The organism is Amycolatopsis xylanica, assembly GCF_900107045.1.
Taxonomy (GTDB): Bacteria; Actinomycetota; Actinomycetes; order Mycobacteriales; family Pseudonocardiaceae; genus Amycolatopsis; species Amycolatopsis xylanica.
On record NZ_FNON01000002.1, the window covers coordinates 1163639 to 1182388 of the forward strand.

General features: G+C 67.7%; 18 protein-coding genes. 10 read left to right on the forward strand and 8 right to left on the reverse strand.

All coding sequences use genetic code 11. From position 1 onward, the window contains the following. Positions 1 to 127 precede the first annotated feature (127 nt). Positions 128 to 625, reverse strand: a complete 498-nt coding sequence (locus BLV57_RS13335; protein WP_091289129.1) for a hypothetical protein — start codon at positions 623 to 625, stop codon at positions 128 to 130. A gap of 263 nt (positions 626 to 888) precedes the next feature. Here BLV57_RS13335 and BLV57_RS13340 point away from each other — a divergent pair, with 263 nt between their 5' ends. From BLV57_RS13340 to BLV57_RS13360, 5 genes are read left to right on the forward strand one after another with little or no spacing between them, the layout of a single operon-like run. After that, positions 889 to 1536 (forward strand): ABC transporter permease, encoded by a 648-nt coding sequence (locus BLV57_RS13340; RefSeq protein WP_091288941.1) that lies wholly within the window; start codon positions 889 to 891, stop codon positions 1534 to 1536. Next, the gene (locus BLV57_RS13345) at positions 1523 to 2686 is read left to right on the forward strand and encodes an ABC transporter ATP-binding protein (RefSeq protein WP_176968587.1); all 1164 of its coding nucleotides are present in this window, start codon (positions 1523 to 1525) and stop codon (positions 2684 to 2686) included. Before BLV57_RS13340 ends, BLV57_RS13345 begins: the two co-directional genes overlap by 14 nt. Beyond that, positions 2683 to 3462, forward strand: coding sequence for an ABC transporter permease (locus BLV57_RS13350; RefSeq protein WP_091288942.1), 780 nt, complete (start codon positions 2683 to 2685; stop codon positions 3460 to 3462). The genes BLV57_RS13345 and BLV57_RS13350 overlap by 4 nt, the downstream gene beginning before the upstream one ends. Beyond that, positions 3459 to 4421, forward strand: coding sequence for a glycine betaine ABC transporter substrate-binding protein (locus BLV57_RS13355; RefSeq protein WP_091288943.1), 963 nt, complete (start codon positions 3459 to 3461; stop codon positions 4419 to 4421). The genes BLV57_RS13350 and BLV57_RS13355 overlap by 4 nt, the downstream gene beginning before the upstream one ends. Before the next feature lie 10 nt (positions 4422 to 4431). Beyond that, entirely contained in the window at positions 4432 to 5268 is an 837-nt protein-coding gene (locus BLV57_RS13360; protein ID WP_091288944.1) for a hypothetical protein, read from the forward strand. Here BLV57_RS13360 and BLV57_RS13365 read toward each other — a convergent pair. Continuing rightward, positions 5265 to 5729 carry a DUF6474 family protein gene (locus BLV57_RS13365; RefSeq protein ID WP_091288945.1) on the reverse strand — a complete coding sequence of 155 codons (465 nt, stop codon included), beginning with the start codon at positions 5727 to 5729 and terminating at the stop codon, positions 5265 to 5267. The two genes, BLV57_RS13360 and BLV57_RS13365, sit on opposite strands and share 4 nt — an antisense overlap. Positions 5730 to 5818: 89 nt before the next feature. Here BLV57_RS13365 and BLV57_RS13370 point away from each other — a divergent pair, with 89 nt between their 5' ends. Next, positions 5819 to 7462 carry a TM0106 family RecB-like putative nuclease gene (locus tag BLV57_RS13370; RefSeq protein ID WP_176968588.1) on the forward strand — a complete coding sequence of 548 codons (1644 nt, stop codon included), beginning with the start codon at positions 5819 to 5821 and terminating at the stop codon, positions 7460 to 7462. Positions 7463 to 7575: 113 nt separating this feature from the next. Here BLV57_RS13370 and BLV57_RS13375 read toward each other — a convergent pair whose 3' ends face one another. Continuing rightward, positions 7576 to 8331 (reverse strand): SDR family NAD(P)-dependent oxidoreductase, encoded by a 756-nt coding sequence (locus BLV57_RS13375; RefSeq protein ID WP_091289132.1) that lies wholly within the window; start codon positions 8329 to 8331, stop codon positions 7576 to 7578. Positions 8332 to 8485: 154 nt separating this feature from the next. Here BLV57_RS13375 and BLV57_RS13380 point away from each other — a divergent pair, with 154 nt between their 5' ends. The 3 genes from BLV57_RS13380 to BLV57_RS13390 are packed head-to-tail and all read left to right on the forward strand — an operon-like array spanning position 8486 to position 12057. Then, positions 8486 to 9787 (forward strand): UDP-glucose dehydrogenase family protein, encoded by a 1302-nt coding sequence (locus BLV57_RS13380; protein ID WP_091288946.1) that lies wholly within the window; start codon positions 8486 to 8488, stop codon positions 9785 to 9787. 16 nt (positions 9788 to 9803) lie between these two features. After that, the gene (locus BLV57_RS13385; RefSeq protein ID WP_091288947.1) at positions 9804 to 10289 is read left to right on the forward strand and encodes a GNAT family N-acetyltransferase; all 486 of its coding nucleotides are present in this window, start codon (positions 9804 to 9806) and stop codon (positions 10287 to 10289) included. A 10-nt stretch (positions 10290 to 10299) separates the two neighbouring features. Next, on the forward strand, positions 10300 to 12057 hold the full coding sequence (locus tag BLV57_RS13390) for a gamma-glutamyltransferase family protein (RefSeq protein WP_091288948.1): 1758 nt from the start codon (positions 10300 to 10302) through the stop codon (positions 12055 to 12057). On the opposite strand, the gene BLV57_RS13395 is transcribed toward BLV57_RS13390, so the two are convergent. The 4 genes from BLV57_RS13395 to BLV57_RS13410 all read right to left on the reverse strand — a co-directional run bounded on the left by BLV57_RS13395 (position 12054) and on the right by BLV57_RS13410 (position 15996). Beyond that, the gene (locus tag BLV57_RS13395) at positions 12054 to 12932 is read right to left on the reverse strand and encodes a VOC family protein (protein ID WP_091288949.1); all 879 of its coding nucleotides are present in this window, start codon (positions 12930 to 12932) and stop codon (positions 12054 to 12056) included. The genes BLV57_RS13390 and BLV57_RS13395 overlap by 4 nt on opposite strands. Further along, positions 12925 to 13449, reverse strand: a complete 525-nt coding sequence (locus BLV57_RS13400; RefSeq protein ID WP_091289133.1) for an RNA polymerase sigma factor — start codon at positions 13447 to 13449, stop codon at positions 12925 to 12927. The genes BLV57_RS13395 and BLV57_RS13400 overlap by 8 nt, the downstream gene beginning before the upstream one ends. 4 nt (positions 13450 to 13453) lie before the next feature. Next, positions 13454 to 14497 (reverse strand): acyl-CoA dehydrogenase family protein, encoded by a 1044-nt coding sequence (locus BLV57_RS13405; protein ID WP_091288950.1) that lies wholly within the window; start codon positions 14495 to 14497, stop codon positions 13454 to 13456. Between the two features lie 80 nt (positions 14498 to 14577). Beyond that, positions 14578 to 15996, reverse strand: a complete 1419-nt coding sequence (locus tag BLV57_RS13410; RefSeq protein WP_091288951.1) for an MFS transporter — start codon at positions 15994 to 15996, stop codon at positions 14578 to 14580. Positions 15997 to 16098: 102 nt separating this feature from the next. On the opposite strand from BLV57_RS13410, the gene BLV57_RS13415 reads away from it, so the two are divergent. After that, entirely contained in the window at positions 16099 to 16917 is an 819-nt protein-coding gene (locus tag BLV57_RS13415) for a helix-turn-helix transcriptional regulator (protein ID WP_091288952.1), read from the forward strand. A gap of 467 nt (positions 16918 to 17384) precedes the next feature. Here the strand turns inward: BLV57_RS13415 and BLV57_RS42830 are convergent, their stop codons facing one another. Beyond that, positions 17385 to 18248, reverse strand: coding sequence for a ParB N-terminal domain-containing protein (locus tag BLV57_RS42830; protein ID WP_143047048.1), 864 nt, complete (start codon positions 18246 to 18248; stop codon positions 17385 to 17387). Between the last annotated feature and the right edge of the window lie 502 nt (positions 18249 to 18750).

The window sequence follows — 18750 nt, forward strand, 5'->3', positions numbered from 1 at the left end:
GGACACCGACGGTGGCGGCCAGGAAACCGGCGCGCTTGAGAGACTTCTTGTAGGACACGGAATACTCCTGAACAGGGGTGTGCCAACGAATCGGGGGATTCGTTGGTGGGTAAGGGAAAATGAGGGTTCAGGAGTAAACGGGCGGACCGCGTCGCGCATGCAGGCGGCGCAGTGTGACGCGCGTGAGATGCCCGGCGACCGGCGGGAACGCCAGCGCGCGGGCGGGTGCGGCCGGAACGGGGACCGGCCGCCAGACGACGGGGAGCAGCAGCCGCAGCGCCGCCACCGCCGTGAGCAACAGGGTGTCGGCGTGCGCGAGCAGGAGCGCCGTGGCCAGCGTCGCGAGCGCGTGCGTCGCGAACATCGGCCCGCTCGGCAGCAGCCCTGAGCCGCCGCTGTGCAGTTCGGCGTGCGTGACCAGCGTGGTGAGCACGGTGTGCATCACGACCTGCCCGGCGCCGAGCACGGCCACCGTGCCGAGCGCGCCGCGGCTCTTGGTCGCGAGCGCCGTGGCCGTCCAGCCGATCAGCGTGGTGAGCAGCAAGGTCAGCGCCGCGTCCGGCACACCACCGTCCGCGATCGCGTGCGCACTGACCGCGAGCGCCGCCGACGAGACCGCGAGCAGGGCACCACGAACCACGCGCAAGGCGCTCTGCTCGTTGGTCCGGATGCTCACCCGGCTCACTCTATGGGACGAACCAGTGCCAAAGCGACAGCTTCTCGCGTGGTGAGCACGACAGCGGTGGGCGACTCACACGAATGGCATCTTGACAGTAATTAGCGCTGGTCAGGGGCTTAAGTAAGCCTCCAAACCGGACGCGAAGGTTGCCGAACCCAGGTGAATAGGCAACGGTTGGCAGACGTTCGGCGGTGGGAGTTCCCAAGACAATGAACATTCTCGAGTACGTGTCCGACCGGTGGGACCGGCTGTCCCTCCAGGCATTACTGCACGTCAGCGCGGTGGTGCAGTGCACGATCCTGGCCGCGGTCATCGGCGTGCTGATCGGGGTCGCGGTCTACCGCAGCCCGGTCGGCTCCGCGCTGGCCACGGCGCTCGCCAGCACCATCCTGACCGTGCCGTCCTTCGCGCTGCTGGGCCTGCTGATCCCGGTGCTCGGGCTCGGCGCCGACACCACGGTCGTCGCGCTGGTGCTCTACGCGCTGCTGCCGATCGTGCGGAACACGATCGTCGGCCTCGGCGGCGTCGATCCGGCGATCAGCGACGCGGCCAAGGGCATCGGGATGAGCCGCTTCGGCGTGCTGACCAGGGTCGAGCTACGGCTGGCGTGGCCCGCGATCCTCGCCGGGATGCGCGTCGCGACCCAGATGCTGATGGGCATCGCGGTCATCGCCGCCTATGCCAAAGGCCCCGGCCTCGGCTCCGAGGTCTTCTCCGGCCTGTCCAACGCGGGCAGCGCCAACTCGCTGAACCAGGCCATCACGGGCACGGTCGGCGTGGTCATCCTCGCGCTGCTGCTCGACGGCGTTTACGTCCTGATCAACCGGCTTACTGTTTCGAGGGGTGTCCGTGGCTGAGAACGAGGTCTCCGGGGTCGAGATCGAACTGGAGAACGTCACCAAGCGTTATCCGGGCACCCGTGAACCCGCCGTCGACGACTTCTCGATGGTCGTGCCCGCCGGCAAGATCGTGGTCTTCGTCGGACCGTCCGGCTGCGGCAAGACGACCACCATGCGGATGATCAACCGGTTGATCGAGCCGACCTCCGGCAAGATCACCATCGGCGGCGAGGACGCGCTCAGCATCGACGCCGACGACCTGCGGCGCCGGGTCGGCTACGCGATCCAGCAGGCCGGATTGTTCCCGCACTTCACCGTCTCGCAGAACATCGCCGTGGTGCCCGGGCTGCTCGGCTGGGACAAGAAGCGGATCAACGACCGCGTCGAGGAGATGATGGACCTGGTCGGCCTCGACCCCGCCGACTTCCGCGACCGCTTCCCTCGTCAGCTTTCCGGCGGTCAGCAGCAACGCGTCGGCGTCGCACGCGCGCTCGCCGCCGACCCGCCGGTGCTGCTGATGGACGAGCCGTTCGGCGCGGTCGACCCGATCACCCGGGGCAACCTGCAGGACGAGCTGCTGCGCCTGCAGACCGAGCTCAAGAAGACGATCGTGTTCGTCACGCACGACTTCGACGAGGCCGTGAAGCTCGGCGACAAGATCGCCGTTCTTGGCGACAAGTCGACAATCCTGCAATACGACACCCCGGAGTCGATCCTCGCGAACCCGGCCGACGACACGGTCGCCGGTTTCGTCGGCGCCGGCGCCTCGCTGAAGCAGCTGACCCTCCTGCGCGTCCGCGACGTCGAACTCCAGCAGGAAGCGCTTACGGCGGAAATCGGTGAGTCGCCCGCCGATGTGCGCGAGAAGCTGGTGCAGCGGAACAAGCACTTCGTGCTCGTGCTCGACCAGCGCCGCCGGCCGGTGCGCTGGGTGCACCTGCGCCAGCTCAGCACCGCGAGTTCGCTGGCCACGGCCGGGAAACCGTTGCGCGACATCGTCACCCTGCAGTCGACGCTGCAGGACGCGCTGGAGGCGATGCTCGCCGAAGGTGGCGCGGTGCCGGTGACCGGCGCGCGCGGTGAGTACGCCGGGACGATCGAACTCGACACGGTGATCGCCACCATCCAGAAGCTGCGCGAGGACCACAACGGGGATGTGGCGGAATGACGGCTGCTGTCGATACGGGGTTTTCCACTGAATCCAGTTCCAAACGTGCCGAGCGGGTCCGGCTATTCGCCCAGCCCGCCGCGGTGCTGCTGATCGTCGGCGGAGTGCTCGCGGTGGTGTTCGCGAGCGACCTTTCCGCCACGGAGAAGGAAACCCTCAACGCGAGTTCGTTGTTCGCCGCGCTCGGCGATCACCTGCTGATGACGCTGGTGGTGACGGCGATCGTGGTGGTCGTCGCGGTACCGCTCGGCGTCATGGCGACGCGGCCGTGGGCGCGCTGGGCCGCGCCGGTGCTGCTGGCGATCGCGAACATCGGCCAGGCGGCGCCCGCGCTGGGCGTGCTGGTGCTGTGGTTCATCATCACCGGCGCGACCGGCGGGCTGTGGGTGGCCGCGCTGCCGCTGGCGTTCTATTCGCTGCTTCCCGTGCTGCGCAACACGATGGTCGGCCTGCAACAGGTCGACCCGGCGCTGATCGACGCAGGCCGCGGCATCGGGATGTCCTCGTCCGGCGTGCTGTGGCGCGTCGAGTTCCCGCTGGCCATCCCGCTGATCCTGGCCGGTCTGCGCACCTCGCTGGTGCTCGCGGTCGGCACGGCGACGTTCGGCATGTTCGTCAACGCGGGCGGCTTCGGGCTGCTGATCGACACGGGCTACAAGCTCAACCTGACCAAGGTGCTGGTCACCGGCTCGGTACTGGCCGTCGGGCTGGCGCTGCTGGTGGACTGGCTGGGCGCGGTCGCCGAACAGCTGCTCGGACCGAAGGGACTGCGATGAAGGCTCGGGCACTCGCCGCCGTGGCGTTGGTGGCGTTGACCAGCGCGTGCGGCCTGGACGTCAACACCTCGCTCCCGTACACGATCCAGCCCGGCTCGATCCAGCCGATCCCGGCGCTCAAGGACGTCAAGGTGACCGTGGGGTCCAAGGACTTCACCGAGAACATCCTGCTGGCGTACATGGCCGAGATGGCGTTGTCGGCGGCGGGCGCCGACGTGCGCGACCTGACCGACATCAAGGGCTCGAACTCGTCACGGCAGGCCCTGCTGGGCGGCCAGACCGACGTCACGTGGGAGTACACCGGCACCGGCTGGATCAACTACCAGGGCAACGAACTGCCCGTGCCCGGCGGTGAGCAGGCCCAGTACGAAGCGACCAAGAAGGCCGACGAGGAGAAGTTCGGCATCAGCTGGCTGAACTACTCGCCGCTGAACGACCAGTACGGCTTCGCCGTCACCGAGGCCTACGCGCAGCAGAACAACCTGAAGACGACCTCGGATCTGGCTCGCTTCTTAAAGGAGCGGCCAGATCAAGCGGTGTTCTGCCTGGAGACCGAGTTCACCAGCCGTCAGGACGGTTTCCCCGCCGCGGTCAAGGCGTACGGCTTCCAGCAACCGGTGGTGAAGAACTTCGGCATCGGCACGATCTACTCGGCCGTGTCGAGCGGCACCTGCCCGATCGGCGAGATCTTCACGACCGACGGCCGCATCGCCGGGCTCAACCTCAAGGTGCTCGACGACGACAAGAAGGCGTTCCCGCAGTACAACGCCGTCGCCACGCTGCGCTCGGACTTCCTCAAGCAGCACCCGGAACTGCGCGGGCCACTCGAGACGGTCAGCAAGGCCATCGACAACAAGCAGATGATCGAGCTGTGCAAGCAGGTCGACGTCGACGGCCGCGACCACGGTGAGGTCGCACGCGACTGGATGGTCGCGAAGGGGTTCGTGAAGACCGACTAGCCTGACCCGTATGGGGGAATGGAGCAAACTCGGCGAAATCACGTGTCCGTCCGGTGTGCTGGTGATCGGCGACGGCGGTCATCTCGGGATCTGGTCGGGCGAGCGGTCACCGGCCGAGCTCGACGTCGCGGGGCTGGACGTGCATCCGGCGCGGGTGGCGGAAGAACCGGAGACGCCGCATGCCGAGCGCGCCAGGCAGGGCGCTGACGGCGAGTTCGCCGTCTTCGGTCTGCCGATGGTGGCCGTCGGCGGTCTGCCCGTCGACCGGCCGTTGAGGGTCGACGGAACCCGGATGCCGGATGACGAGTACTCGTGGGAAAGTCTGCGGCTGGCCGTCTCGGAGTCACCGGCGGCGCGCACTGTGCGGCTCGGCTCGATCTGCGTCGACTGGGCACGCCTGTTCTTCGGCGATGTCGACGCGTTGAGTCACTGGGAACACCACGATCCGATCGACGGCAAGGCCGACTTGGTCTTCTGGGGGCGTGCCGAGGAAGCCGTCGCGGCCGAGTTCGGTGCGACCCGGACCGGAATCCCAGGCGAGGAAACGAGCTGGGGCTGGGTCGGCCTGGGCATGCGCGAGGCCGTCGAGCGCGGACGCGCGATCGTCGCTTGGCAGCAGGCGAATCCCGAGCATCGGTTCAAGCTCGACTTCCGTCCGCACTCGCACCACTGGCAGGTGATGGCCCAGGTTCGCGCCACCGCGGAAGAAGCCGGGGTCGTCGAGGTCGGCGGCGCGCGAGTGCTCTTCGCGATGACCACCTGGGGTGACGGCTTCTTCCCCGTGTACGCCGACTACGACGGCGACAATGCCCTGGTCGCCGTCCGCGTCGACTTCGTGGGCGACTAGACGCCGAGCCGGTGCAGCAGCTGGCCCTCCAGCACGTCCAGCTCACCGGCGACCGCGCGGTGCGCGGACTTGCGGCGCGGCGCAGGCATCCGCTCGGCCGCGCGCACGGACGCGGCGAGCTGCTCGAGCGTGCCCTTGGTGCGGTCGGCGAACTCCTTGTCAGCCGCGGTCGCCTTCGAAGACAGGGAAAGCTCGACGAGACCGTCGGCCAGACCCGAGATCCGGGCGTGGAGTTTCGCGCCGCGCCCGGTGAACTCGGCGAGCCGGGAAACGTCGACGCCGAGCTTGCGTGCCTGGTAGCGGTCGTAAGCCTCACGAACCGCGCCCGCCGCCTGCACCGCGTACGGCGCCACGACCGGGATCACCGCGGGCGCGATCACCTTCGCCACGCCGAGTGCGTTGCGTGCGTTCTTGGGGGTGAACTTGCCCTCACCCGCGTCCTTCTTGACCTTGCGCGCCATGGTCTACCTCCGGGAGCTTGGTCACGAACTTACTGGCACCGGTGACCGCGAGCATGTCGGTGTCCGGCTTCTTGCATAGAGTGACCTCCATGGGCCCGGATGTTCTCCTCGATGCTGGCGCGGTCAGCCGCTGTCGTCGTCGTGTGCATTTGGACCACGACCCGGCCATGCGTGACGTTCCGCTGGCCCCGCCTGACCCCGCGGCCGAGCAACGCATCGCCGACGCGACCGCGCACCGCAGGGAGATCGCGCGCCAACTCGAAGAGGCCGCGAACGCCGGCGACGGCTGGGTGACCATCGCGCGCGACCAGCCCGCGGCCGAGCGCGTCGAAGCCACGGAGAACGCGCTCGCGGCCGGTGCGCGCTACATCTGGGGCGGCCTGCTGCCCGCCGACCGCGTCGGGCACCGGCGCGGTGGCTCGGAACTGCTGGTCCGGACCAGTCAGGGGTACCTGCCGGTGCTGGTCGTGCGGCACCGCATCACCGACCGCGGCTCCGGCGCGATGACCACCCCGATGCTCGACCTCGACGCGGCGAACCAGCTGCCCGATCCGGCGCGCAAGGTCCGCTCGCAGCCGCGTGATCTGCTGCGGCTGGTCCACCTGCGCAAGATGCTGGAGACGCTCGGTCACGCCGAAACCGGCCGTGCGATCGGCGGCGTCATCGGGCTCGACGCCGACGTGGTCGTCTGGCACGACCTCGCGGCGCCGACCTGGCCGGGTGGCCGCAGCGCGCTCGCCGAGTACGAGACCCGGTTCGCGGACCGGCTCGCGATCGCGACGGCCGCGTCGAACGGCGATCCCGCGCTCGCGGAGCCGTCGCGCGTGCTGGAATGCCGCCGCTGCCCGTGGTGGCCCACCTGCGAGACCGAGCTGAACAACGCGCGCGACGTCAGTCTCGTGGCACGCGGCGAGGACGCGGCCGAGCTGCGCAAGGCCGGAATCTCCACTGTGGACAAACTGGCCGCGATGAACCCCGGCGAAGAACCGCCGATGCCATGGACTGGCCCGAGCTTCTCCGACGCGGTCTACCTCGCGCGCGCCTGGCTCGCCGACCTGACGGTGGTCCGCCGCACCCGCGACGTGTTCGTCCCGCGCGCGGACGTCGAGGTCGACGTCGACATGGAGAGCTTCGGCGAATCCGGCGCCTACATGTGGGGTTCGCTGCTCACCGGTGCCGACATCGGCCTGCCGCAGGGCTACCGCGCGTTCGTCACCTGGGACCCGCTCCCGACGACCGACGAGGCACGCTCGTTCGCGGAGTTCTGGGCCTGGTTGAGCGAAGTCCGCGAGCGCACGGCCGCGGCGGGCCTGACCTTCCGCGCCTACTGCTACAACGCGATGGCCGAGAACCGCTGGCTTTTCGGCTCGGCCGATCGGTTCGCCGAATACCCCGGCATCCCGACGAAGAAGGACATCCAGTCCTTTGTGGACTCCGAGGAGTGGGTCGACCTCTTCCGCAGCGTCACCGACCAGTTCCTGTGCTCCCAAGGCAAAGGCCTCAAGGTGATCGCCCCGGTCGCCGGCTTCACCTGGCGCGACCCCGAAGCGGGCGGCGAAGCCTCGATGGGCTGGTACCGCGACGCCGTCGGCATGGACGGCGGCCTCCCCGACCCCACCCAGCGCGACCGACTCCTGCGCTACAACGAGGACGACGTCCAAGCCACCCGAGCCCTCCGCGCCTGGATGTCCGGCCCCGCCATGGCCAACGTCCCCTACCTAGGCGACCTCTGACCCCCCGGCCCTGGAAAAAAATCCCAATGTGGCATTGGTCAGTTTTCAAACCCCGAAAGTGACTTTCGTCAGATGGGACCTGACGAAAGTCACTTTCGGGGTTTTCCGAGGCCCTAACGGGGGGCCATCCGGAGCGAGCCGTCCATGCGGATGACCTCGCCGTTCAGGTAGTCGTGGTCGATGATCGCCAGCGCGAGCTGGGCGTACTCGTCCGCCCGGCCCAGGCGCTTCGGGAACGGCACACCGGCGGCCAGCGTGGCGCGGAACTCCTCGGAGACGGTCGCGAGCATCGGCGTCTCGATGATGCCCGGCGCGATGGTCATCACGCGGATGCCGTGCGAGGCCAGGTCACGCGCCGCGGGCAGGGTCATCCCGACCACGCCGCCCTTGGACGAGGAGTACGCCACCTGCCCGATCTGGCCGTCGTAGGCGGCGACCGAGGCGGTGTTGATGATGACGCCGCGCGCGTCGTGCTCGAGCGGCTCGGTCTTGGCGATGGCCTCCGCGGCCAGCGTCAGCACGTTGAAGGTGCCGATCAGGTTGATCTGGATGACCTTGGCGTACAGGTTGAGGTCGTGCGGGCCCTTCTTGGACAGCACGCGCCCGGCCGGGCCGATGCCCGCGCAGTTCACCACGGTCCGCAGCGGCCCCGACCCCGCCGCCGTGTCGACGGCGGACTGGACCTGCTCGGGGTCCGTCACGTCGGCCTCGACGTAGGTGACGCCTTCGACCTTCTCGGCCTTCTCGATCGAACCCGCGAGGTCGAGCGCGAAAACCCGCGCGCCCTTCGCGGCGAGCGCCGATGCGGTGGCGAAGCCGAGACCGGAAGCGCCACCCGTGACGATCGCGGACGTGTCGGTGATCTGCATGTTCATCCCTTCATGACCTGCGTGAGACCGAGAACAGGTTAACGCTCGTTCGCACATTCGTCGCCAGTGTGCTGCCTCACCTGTCGTGAGGAGTACTCGGGGAGGCCCACCTTTGTTAGTTTCGCGGTCAACTCGGGCTGAGACCTTCGCAATCATGACCGCAGCTCGGATCGTGGTGGTGGGGACCGGATACGTCGGCTTGACCACGGGGGCCTGCTTGGCCAGCCTGGGTCACCGCGTCACGTGCGTGGACGTCGACCAGGCAAAGGTCGCGCGGCTCTCGGCAGGCAGGGTCGACATTCTCGAACCCGGTTTGTCCGAATTGGTCGCCAGGGGACTGACCAGTGGGCGGCTCACCTTCGTCGTCGGCGCCCGCGAGGCCGTCCAAGACGCCGAGGGCGTGTTCCTCTGCGTGCCGACCCCGATGGGCGCGGGCGGATCGGCCGACCTGCGCGCCGTCGAGGCGGTGACCGAAGAGATCGGCGACGTGCTGCCGTCCGGCTGCGCGCTGATCACCAAGTCGACCGTGCCCGTCGGCACCTCGCGGCGGATCCGCGAGATGGTCGGCCGCTCGGACATCCCGGTCGTGTCGAACCCGGAGTTCCTCCGCGAGGGCACCGCGGTCGTCGACTTCCTCAACCCAGACCGCATCGTCGTCGGCTCGGACGACCGCGAAGCCGCCACCTGGGTCGGCTCGCTCTACGAAGACCTCGCTTCGGCCACCGTCATCTGCGACGCGGCCAGCGCCGAGCTGGTCAAGTACGCGGCGAACTGCTTCCTCGCGGTCAAGCTCTCCTACGTCAACTCGATCGCCGAGCTCTGCGAACGACTCGGCGCGGACATCACGGTCGTCACCGAGGGCATGGGCTACGACCGCCGCATCGGCCGCTCCTTCCTCAAGCCAGGCCCCGGCTGGGGCGGCTCCTGCCTCCCCAAGGACACCAGCGCGCTGGTCAAGATCGCCGAGTCGGTGCAGTACGACTTCGGTCTGCTCAACTCCGCGATCGAGGAGAACATCGCCCAGCGCGACCGCGTGGTCGCCAAGATCGCGGGCGCGGTCGGCGGCACGCTCAACGGCGCCCGCATCGGCGTGCTCGGCCTGGCCTTCAAAGCGGGCACCAACGACCTGCGTGACTCACCCGCGCTCGCTGTCTCCTCGGTCCTGTGCGCGCTCGGCGCCGAGCTCACGGCCTACGACCCGGCCGTCGGCGGCGAGATCGCGGGCATGACGGTCGTCGACGACCCGTACCAGGTCGCGAAGGCGGCCGACGTGGTCGTCGTGCTGACGGAATGGGACGAGTTCAAGCGCCTCGACTGGTCCTACATGGCCGAGCAGATGGACGGCGACACGGTCGTCGACACGCGCAATCTCCTTGACCCGCAAGCGATCCTGGACGTCGGCCTGTGCTGGCAGGGCATCGGCCGTCCCCGCGTGCGCCGCGAGGTCAACGCCTGAGTACTAGGGTCTGCGCATGTCTGTAACCGTGCGACCTGCTACTTCGGCCGACGTGCCCGCCGTCGCCAAGATCTGGCGCGACGGCTGGCACGACGCGCATCTCGGCCATGTCCCCGACGGGCTCGTCGAGGTCCGCACCGACGAGTCGTTCGCGACGCGTGCGGCCGAGCAGGTCGGCGAAACGGTTGTCGCGGTGGTCGGCGGGGTGCTCGCCGGGTTCGTCATGGTGATCGCCGACGAGGTCGAGCAGGTCTACGTCTCGGCCGACCATCGGGGCGCCGGGGTCGCGGCGGTGCTGCTTACCGCGGCGGAGCAGGTGGTCGTGCGCAACGGCCACGGAAAGGCCTGGCTCGCCGTGGTCGAGGGCAACACCAGGGCTCGCCGGTTCTACGAGCGGCAAGGCTGGATCGACGAGGGACCGTTCGATCATCACGCGCCGAGTGCCGATGGGCTGATTCTCGTGCCTGCTCATCGCTACGTGAAAGTAGTTAGCAACGCGTAGGATCTGAGGCGTGTTCACGACCAGGCCGGAACTCGCCGGTACCCACGGCATGGTGGCATCGACGCACTGGCTGGCCTCGGCCACCGGCATGGCGGTGCTCGAAGACGGCGGCAACGCCTTCGACGCGGCAGTGGCCGCCGGGTTCGTGCTCCAAGTCGCCGAGCCGCACCTCAACGGCCCCGGCGGGCAAGTGCCCGCGATCTTCGTGACCGCGTCGGACCGGACGCCCCGCGTGCTCGCCGGCCAGGGTGTCTCGCCCGCCGCCGCGACGCCCGAACACTTCGCCGACCTGGGCCTCGATCTCATCCCCGGCTCCGGGCTGCTGGCCGCGACAGTGCCGGGCGCGTGGGACGGCTGGCTGCTCCTGCTGCGTGACCACGGCACGAAACGCCTGCGTGACGTGCTCAAGTACGCGATCGCCTACGCCCGTGACGGGGTCCCGCTCGTCGACCGCGTCACCGAAACGATCGCCGCGGTGTCCGATTTGTTCCGCGATCACTGGACCTCATCGGCCGAGTTGTGGCTGCACGCCAGGCCGGGCGAACTGCACCGCAATCCCGCGCTGGCCGCGACCTGGGAACGGCTGCTGCGCGAGGCCGAGTCCGTCAACGACCGCGACGCCCAGATCGAGACCACGCGCCGGGCCTGGTCGCGTGGGTTCATCGCCGAGGCGATCGACGCGTTCAGCCGCCAGGCGTTCCGCGACGACTCCGGCCGCGACCACGCCGGCCTGCTCACCGCGGACGATCTCGCGAGCTGGGAAGCGACCTACGAAGACGCGTTGATCACCGATGTCGGCGACTGGGGACTCGTCAAGCTCGGAGCTTGGACGCAAGGACCGGCGCTCGCGCAGCAAGTGTTGCTGCTGGACGGTTTCCGCGACGAATTGTCCTATGTGGACGGCGTGCCGACGGCGCGCACGGTGCACCTGGCGACCGAGTGCGCGAAGCTCGCGTTCGCCGACCGCGAGGCTTGGTACGGCGACACCGACGTCCCGCTCGACGTCCTGCTGTCCGCCGAGTACACGGCCGCGCGCCGCGCGTTGATCACCGATGAGGCGAGTGCCGAACTCCGGCCGGGCAACGGCGGCCGGCTGCCGTCGATCATCGAGAAACTCCGTGGCGCGCAAGCGGGTTCGGGGGCGACCGGCGAGCCGACCATCGGCCCGCAGGGACAGACGCGCGGCGACACCGTGCACATCGACGTCGTCGACGCCGCGGGCAACATGGTGTCCGCGACCCCGTCCGGCGGCTGGCTGCAGTCGAGCCCGACCATCCCCGAACTCGGTTTCTGCCTCGACTCGCGCGCCCAGATGTTCTGGCTCGAACAGGGCCTGCCGAACTCGCTGCGCCCAGGCAAACGCCCGCGCATCACGCTTTCGCCGTCGATGGCGCTGCGCCACGGCGAGCCGACCATCGCGTTCGGCACGCCGGGCGGCGACCAGCAAGACCAGTGGCAGCTGTGCTTCTGGCTGGCGCACACGCTCGGTGGCCTGAACCTCCAAGAGGCCATCGACTCGCCTGCCTGGCACACCACCGCGTTCCCGAGTTCGTTCTACCCGCGCTCGTGGACACCGCGTGAGCTGGTCGTCGAATCACGGCTCGGAAAGTCCACAATGGACGAACTCGCCGAGCGAGGTCACCAGGTCGTCGACGCCGGACCGTGGTCACTCGGCCGCCTGTCGGCCGTCTCGCGCGACCCTGCCACCGGCATCCTGCGCGCCGCCGCCAACGCGCGGGGCGCGCAGGGATACGCCGCGGGCCGCTAGGGCTTGCGCCAGAGCCAGAACTCGATGCCCTGGTCGTCGGTGCAATCCGCGGTGTCGCCATACGGGTTGTGCTCGATTTCCCCTGGCCGCCCGCCCTGCGCGCGAACCCGCTCGAGTGCCGCCTCCAGGTCGTCGACGGCGTACATCAGCTTCCAGCCGACCTGGGACTGCCCGCCCCAGAGCCCGCCAGGGAGCCCCGGCCCTTCGAAGCCCCAAGCCCCTTCGACACGCCCGGCCGAGAACTGCCAGCCCAGCACGGCGCTGTAGAACGTCTTCGCGGCCTTGTCGTCCGGGGCCTGGAAGGTGAAGTACATGGCTTCACCGTGCTTGGCGGGTTTCTGCCCCGGCGCGGTCGGCGCCGCCGCCTGCGACACCAGCCACCGCTGGCCGAAGGGGTCACGGAACGCCCCGCTCGTGCCATAGGGCGACGCCGTCACCGGCCGGATCACCTCGGCGCCCAGCTCCACCGCCCTGGTGAAGCTCGCGTCCACATCGGACACCTCGACCCGCACCGACGCCCCACCGGTCGTCGAGGCGACGTGCCCGATCTCGGGGTGCTCCTCGGCCAGCATCAGCACGGAATCGCCGATGGCCAGCTCCGCGTGCCCGATCTTCCCGTCCTCCATGACGATCGGATCGCCCCGCCGGGTCGCGCCGAACACCTCGACATAGAAGTCCAACGCCGCCCGCGCGTCGGAAACAGCCAGGTAAGGCGCGAGCGAACGGGTTTCGGCGCGCGACGGCGCCTCGGTCGTGGTCATGTCGTCTCCTCGCAACACGGCTTCGCGAAGCCGCGTCAGCAGCTCCTCGGCGAAGTCCGCGTCAGGTTCGATGGGCTGCGGAGGACGGCGAAGCGCGTCGAACGGATCAAGCATCGCTGCCCTCCTTCTCTTGATAGGCCTTCCTGAACGCCATGCGCGCTCTGACCAGCAACGCCTCGGTCGCGTGCACGCTGCGTCCCAAATGCGCCGCGACCTCGGGCACCCCGAGCCCGTCCACATAGCGCAACGTCAACGCGGACCGGTGATGCGGACCGAGCGTCGCGAGCACCTGCCTGGCCAGCAGCGCGTCCAGCTGCTCGTCCCACGGATCAGTGACCTCGGGTTCACTGTCGTGGACGATCCGGAGCCCGCGCTCTTCACGTTCCTTGCGCCGCCAGTGGTCGGCGAGCTTGTGCCGGGCGACGCCGATCAGCCACCCGGTGCTCACCTCGGGTGCGTAGTCCTTGCGGCAGGCACTGACCGCGCCGAGAAAGGTCTCGGACGTCAGCTCCTCGGCCAGCGTGCGATCACCGCACCGGGACAGCAAGTACCCATAGACCTCCGGCAACGCCGACTCGTACAGAGCCAGCAGCGCGAAGGCCGGGTCCCGGCGCACCCGCGGTTCCGTCACATCCTCATCGTCGCTCGGCGAGCCCATTCTCCGACGGGTGAATCTCGAATTTTTCGAGCAGCGCCGACTTGATCACCGGCCTGCTGCCCGCGACCAGCAAGAACGTCGCCTCCCTGACCAGCCGCTGTGCGTGCTGACCGGCGAGCACGGCACCACTGCCGACCGCCGCGACCAGGGCACCGGCCGACCGGAAAGCCAACTCGGCGGCCCGTGCCCTGGCCTGTGGCAGCGCGCCCGGATCGGCCAACCCCACGTCCAGCGCGGCTCGGATCTTTGTCTGCTCGGCGCGTAGGGAAGCGGCGGTTTCCGGCTTCCCCGCGTCTTCGATCAGGCGGGCCGCCCGCTCGGCGATTCCCAGGGGAGCGCAGCCGTTCAGCCGCGACGCGAAGGTGTTCCCGGCGACGAAGTCCGCGTAAGCCACCTCGGCGAAGACGTTCTCTCGTGGCACGTACAGGCCGTCCACGGTCAGCCCGACGGTAGCGGTGCCTTGCGCTGCCACCAGCTCCAGCCGCCTGACCGCGAGATTCGGCCCGGCCACCGGCCGGATAACGGCGCTGACCACGGCGTCGCCGTCCCGTCCGGAAAGCTGAAGCACATCGATGCCGCCCCAGCCGCTCACGAAAGGCGCCTCGCCTTCGAACATGTACCCACCGTCGACGCGGGTGGCGCGCATCCGCGGCGGCGTCGGGATGACGCCCGCGTAGGCGACCCCGGCGCGCAGATCACCCCTGATCAGCGAGGCGAGGTACCTGTCGCGCAGAGCCTCGTTCGACGACGAGAGCAGGCCGACCACCAGTCCGTGGTGCTGGATCCAGGTGAACATCGTGCTCAAGCAGCCGCCTGCGAGCGTCTCAAGCACCGCGATCAGTTCCGGGAACTCGGCCCCGGCGCCGCCCGCCTCGGCAGGCGCCGCCAAGCCATAGAAGCCGTCAGCGGCCAGCCGGTCGAAGTGGGCGCGTGGCACCTCACCCTTCGCGTCCACCTCGGCCGCGGCCGGAAACAGTACGTCATCGGCGAGGGCACGGGCCCGCTCGACCAGCTCACTCATGAAGTTAGGTTACCCTAAGTTGAAGGGCTCGTGAGCGTTGCGGGCGGTTAGAACCCGCCCGCAACGTTCACGACCCCCGTTTACCCCCGCGGATCCGGCAGGCGCCGGGCGAACCACATGACCCCCACCGTCAGCACCGCCTGCAGCCCGATCACCGTCATGAACGCGTCCCGAACGCCCACCGACCCGATCAGCGAAGCGAACAGGCTCCCCAAGGTCGCGACCCCCAGCGCCAGCGACGTCTGCTGAGTCGTGGTCATCACGCCACTACCCACACCGGCGATCTCGGTGGGCACCCGCGAAAGCACGACCCGGAACAGTGTCGTCATCGCCAGCCCCTGCCCGATCCCGGCCAGCAACATCCCCGGCGCCAGGTCCAGCACGGTGACCAATGGCCAGGCCATCGCGACCGTCCCGACCAGCACCAGCAGCCCGATCAGCTGAAACGCGGCGCCCGCCACCACGACCCGCTGACCGAACCGCGTCACGAACCGGCTGCTGACCAGCGACATCGTGAAGAATCCGACGGCCATCGGGGTTAGCGCGAGCCCAGACTTCAGCGGCCCGAAGTGCAGACCCTCTTGCAGCGTCACGGCGACCACGAACATGAACGCGCCGAAGCCCGCGAAGAACGGCACCCCCACCATCAGCCCGCGGCGCATCGACGGCATCCGCATCACCGAAGGCGGCAGCAGCGGCATCGCACCGGACCGCTCGATCCGCCGTTCCACCACCACGAAACCCCAGACGGCGAGTGGGAACACGGCCAGCAGCACGATGCTCCACACCGGCCACCCCAGCGCGCGCCCTTCCATGAGCGGGACCAGCAGCGAAAGGATCGAGACACCCAGCAACACCGTGCCGAGCCGGTCGACGCCATGCGGGTTCTCCGAGCGGCTCTCCGGCAGCGTCTGGCGGGCGAGCCAGAGGCCGACGAGGCCGATCGGCACGTTGACCAGGAAGATCGGCCGCCAGCCGGTGCCCCACAGGTTGGCCGAGACGAGCAGTCCGCCCACGAGCTGGCCGACGACGGTCGAGATCCCGCCCATCGCGCCGTAGAGTCCCAGCGCCTTCGACCGGCTTTCCCCCGATGTCGACGCCTGGATGATCGAAAGCACCTGCGGCAGCATCAACGCCGACGCCGCCCCTTGCAGGGCCCTGGCCAGCACCAACATGTCGACAGATGGCGCGATTCCGCAGAGCAGCGAGGTCACGGTGAACGCCATGAGCCCGATGAAGAACAGACGGCGGCGGCCGTAGGCGTCCCCCAGTCGCCCACCCACCACCAGCAACAGCGCATACGAGATGCCGTACGCCGCGACCACCAGCTCGAGCGTGGCGGTGGACGCGTGCAGATCGGCGTTGATCGTCGGCAGCGCGACGTTGACGATGAAGAAGTCGATGATCGGAAGTGCCGCCCCCAGCAGCACGGTGACCAGGCCAGCACTGGACAGGCCCGGCCTGACTACGCGCGTCGGCGCGGCTTGAGTCAAGGTCATGGGTACTACGATCCGCCGCCAGGGAACCTGGTACCAGGAGCCTGTTCATCCTGGTACCACGACTACCTGGCACCCGTCTCACGCCTGTGCGAACCTGGATACATGACCGTTGCCGTCCAGCGCCACGAGCTGGCGTCCTTCCTCCGCAGCCGCCGCGAGCGCATCACGCCCGAGCAGGTCGGGCTGCCGCAGGGCGGCCGCCGCCGCACGCCCGGCCTGCGGCGCGAGGAGGTCGCGCAGCTCGCCGGGGTCGGTGTCACCTGGTACACCTGGCTCGAGCAGGGCCGGGACATCAACGCCTCCGAGCAGGTGCTCGAAGCCATCTCGCGCACGCTGCGCCTGGACCCTTACGAGCACACCCACCTGTTCACCCTCGCGGGCGCGCCCGAACCGGCCATCCAGTCCGAGTGCCGGGTGATCACGCCCGCCATGCAGACGATGCTGACCCAGCTGGAGCCGCTCCCGGTCGCGGTCCGTAACGCACGCTGCGACCTGCTCACCTACAACCGGTCCTACAACTGGCTGATGGGCGACGTCGACGCCATCCCGTTCGAAGAGCGCAACACCCTGCTGCAGTGCCTGACCAACCCCGACTGGCGCCGCCGCCTGCCCGACTGGGAGATCAACCTGCCGAGGGTCATCGCCGGGTTCCGGGCCGCGATGGCCGAGCACCTCACCGAACCGGCGTGGAAATGCCTGGTCAAGCGGTTGCGGGAGGAGTCGCCGTTCTTCCAGCAGGTCTGGGATCAGCATGACGTCAGCTCCGAGCGGATCCTCACCAAGCGGTTCCTGCATCCCGAGGTCGGCATGCTGCGGTTCAACTTCGCCTACCTCTATCTCGGCCGCCGGTCCGAGATCGTGATGACCACCTACACGCCCGCCGATGAGGACACAGCGGGCAAATTGCCCATGTTCAGCTGAGCCGGTTCGGAACTATTTGTACCTCCAACTCAAATTTCGGGCAGGGGTGGCCTATTTCGTGGCCAGCCCCTGCCCGAGTTCGTTTCTCACTCGGCTCGAGTGGTCTTCACTGCGTGCGGCCCTAATAGTTCAGTTGCGCTGGAGAGCTAGACGATGTTCTGAACTGCTGCGCAAGCCCCGTTGCAACTGGGTCCGTATAAGCGGACCCAGTGCTCTCCTGGGCCGCTTCCGAAACGGTGATCCATCCAGCTTTGCTCCCACTCGCCAAACGTTTTCGTTGAGGCGCACCAGTCGTGCTCGATTGTAAGTTTATTATTTCGTAATAGAAGAGTGTGGAGAAGTTGAGCTAACTCACGTATGCTTTCCGGGCAGTATACGATTTTCGGACTAACAAAAGTCGGCTCAATGAAGTATTTCTAGCCGGCAGGTTTCGAGCTCCACCTCGCCGCCTGTCGGCCAGGAATACGTTAGATTTCGATCGGCTTCGGCAAGGACTCTCCTTTCCTGAACGCAAGTCCCTGGCGCTTTTCGCCACGTACCCACCCATTCCAGGCCTTGAGGTACACGGCGATGTGTTCTCTGGCATCCATCCGCCTTCGGCCGTTCTGTGCACGGGCATTGAGAAAGAATGCACGCAGTCGGAGTCGGGGGTCTCCTTCATCCAGGTTGGCGCCTGTGATGACACCGTTAAACCAATCCTCCTGGTCCAGTTCCGGCGCACTTCGGCGGGTCAGATAGATCGCGCTAGCGCAGGCTGATGCAATGATGCCAATCGTGCCTGCAACTGGACGGGCTCGTCGAACGCACTCGATCATTCGAGGGTGCTTTTCATGAAGTTCGAGTATCTGATCGTTAGTAAGCCTTGCGCGATGTCCACTCCATGCGGCATCGCCAGGCAGTGTGTCGCAAAGATGCACGTACCTCAGTGCGGCGGCAAGGTGAATGACGTCCGCTGCTCCAATTGTACGAAGACTGTCGCTGGCACTTCGACGCTTGCCTGTATCAACGATGCTAAATGAATTGCGATCCACGCCGCGAACTACCAGCATTGGGACGGTTTTGCCGGACTTGACTACGGCCGCAAGGCGATGTTGCCCATCCAGCAGCTCCCCTTCTTGGTCGATTGCGATTCCTTGATGTGACAGTCGCCATTCGTTGCGCTTCATCGCTCCGGCGTAGATTTCTACCGTGGCACGATCAAGCTTCCGGTTCCCTTCGTTCTGCTTGAGAATTTCGACTGCGACCTCGGGGGTCACTAGCTGAATACTTGATGCGAAACCGTCGGGCTCGAGGTCCGTCTCGTCATGATCAATTAGTTGTAGCTCAATCACGCTACCAACACCTACTCTTCGAGTGTCGAACAACAAGACGTCCAGGCGAGCCTGCCGCCTGGACGTCGAAGACGGTATCGACCTGACGTGTGACTCCCTGTTTAGCGACACAAGCGCCCGACTCGAACCACTCGTTCGTGTGAACCTTCCCAAAGGTGCTAGGGAGCGGAAAGCGTGAAGTGTGTGACCTACCGCAGGCGGCCGACGTGTGGTCCGAGGAGTCCCTACGCGATCGGAAGGTGGTCGAGATCGTGACCTGCATGTGTGTGGGTGCTCCGCCGTTCGTCAGTCCCGCTTGAACTACTGCGGAATGCTCACTGGCCACCCTGCGCATAGAGATGGCACGCTCATCAAGTTTTCGCGTGCTAGACGTGAGTGTTGGTTGTGTACTCGCGGGCCACTACCTAGCGAACGGGACTGATTACATAGAGTGCTAGTCGAGGTGGGTGCAGCGGGCAAATTGCCCATGTTCAGCTGAGCCGGAATACCGCACCTGACGTAG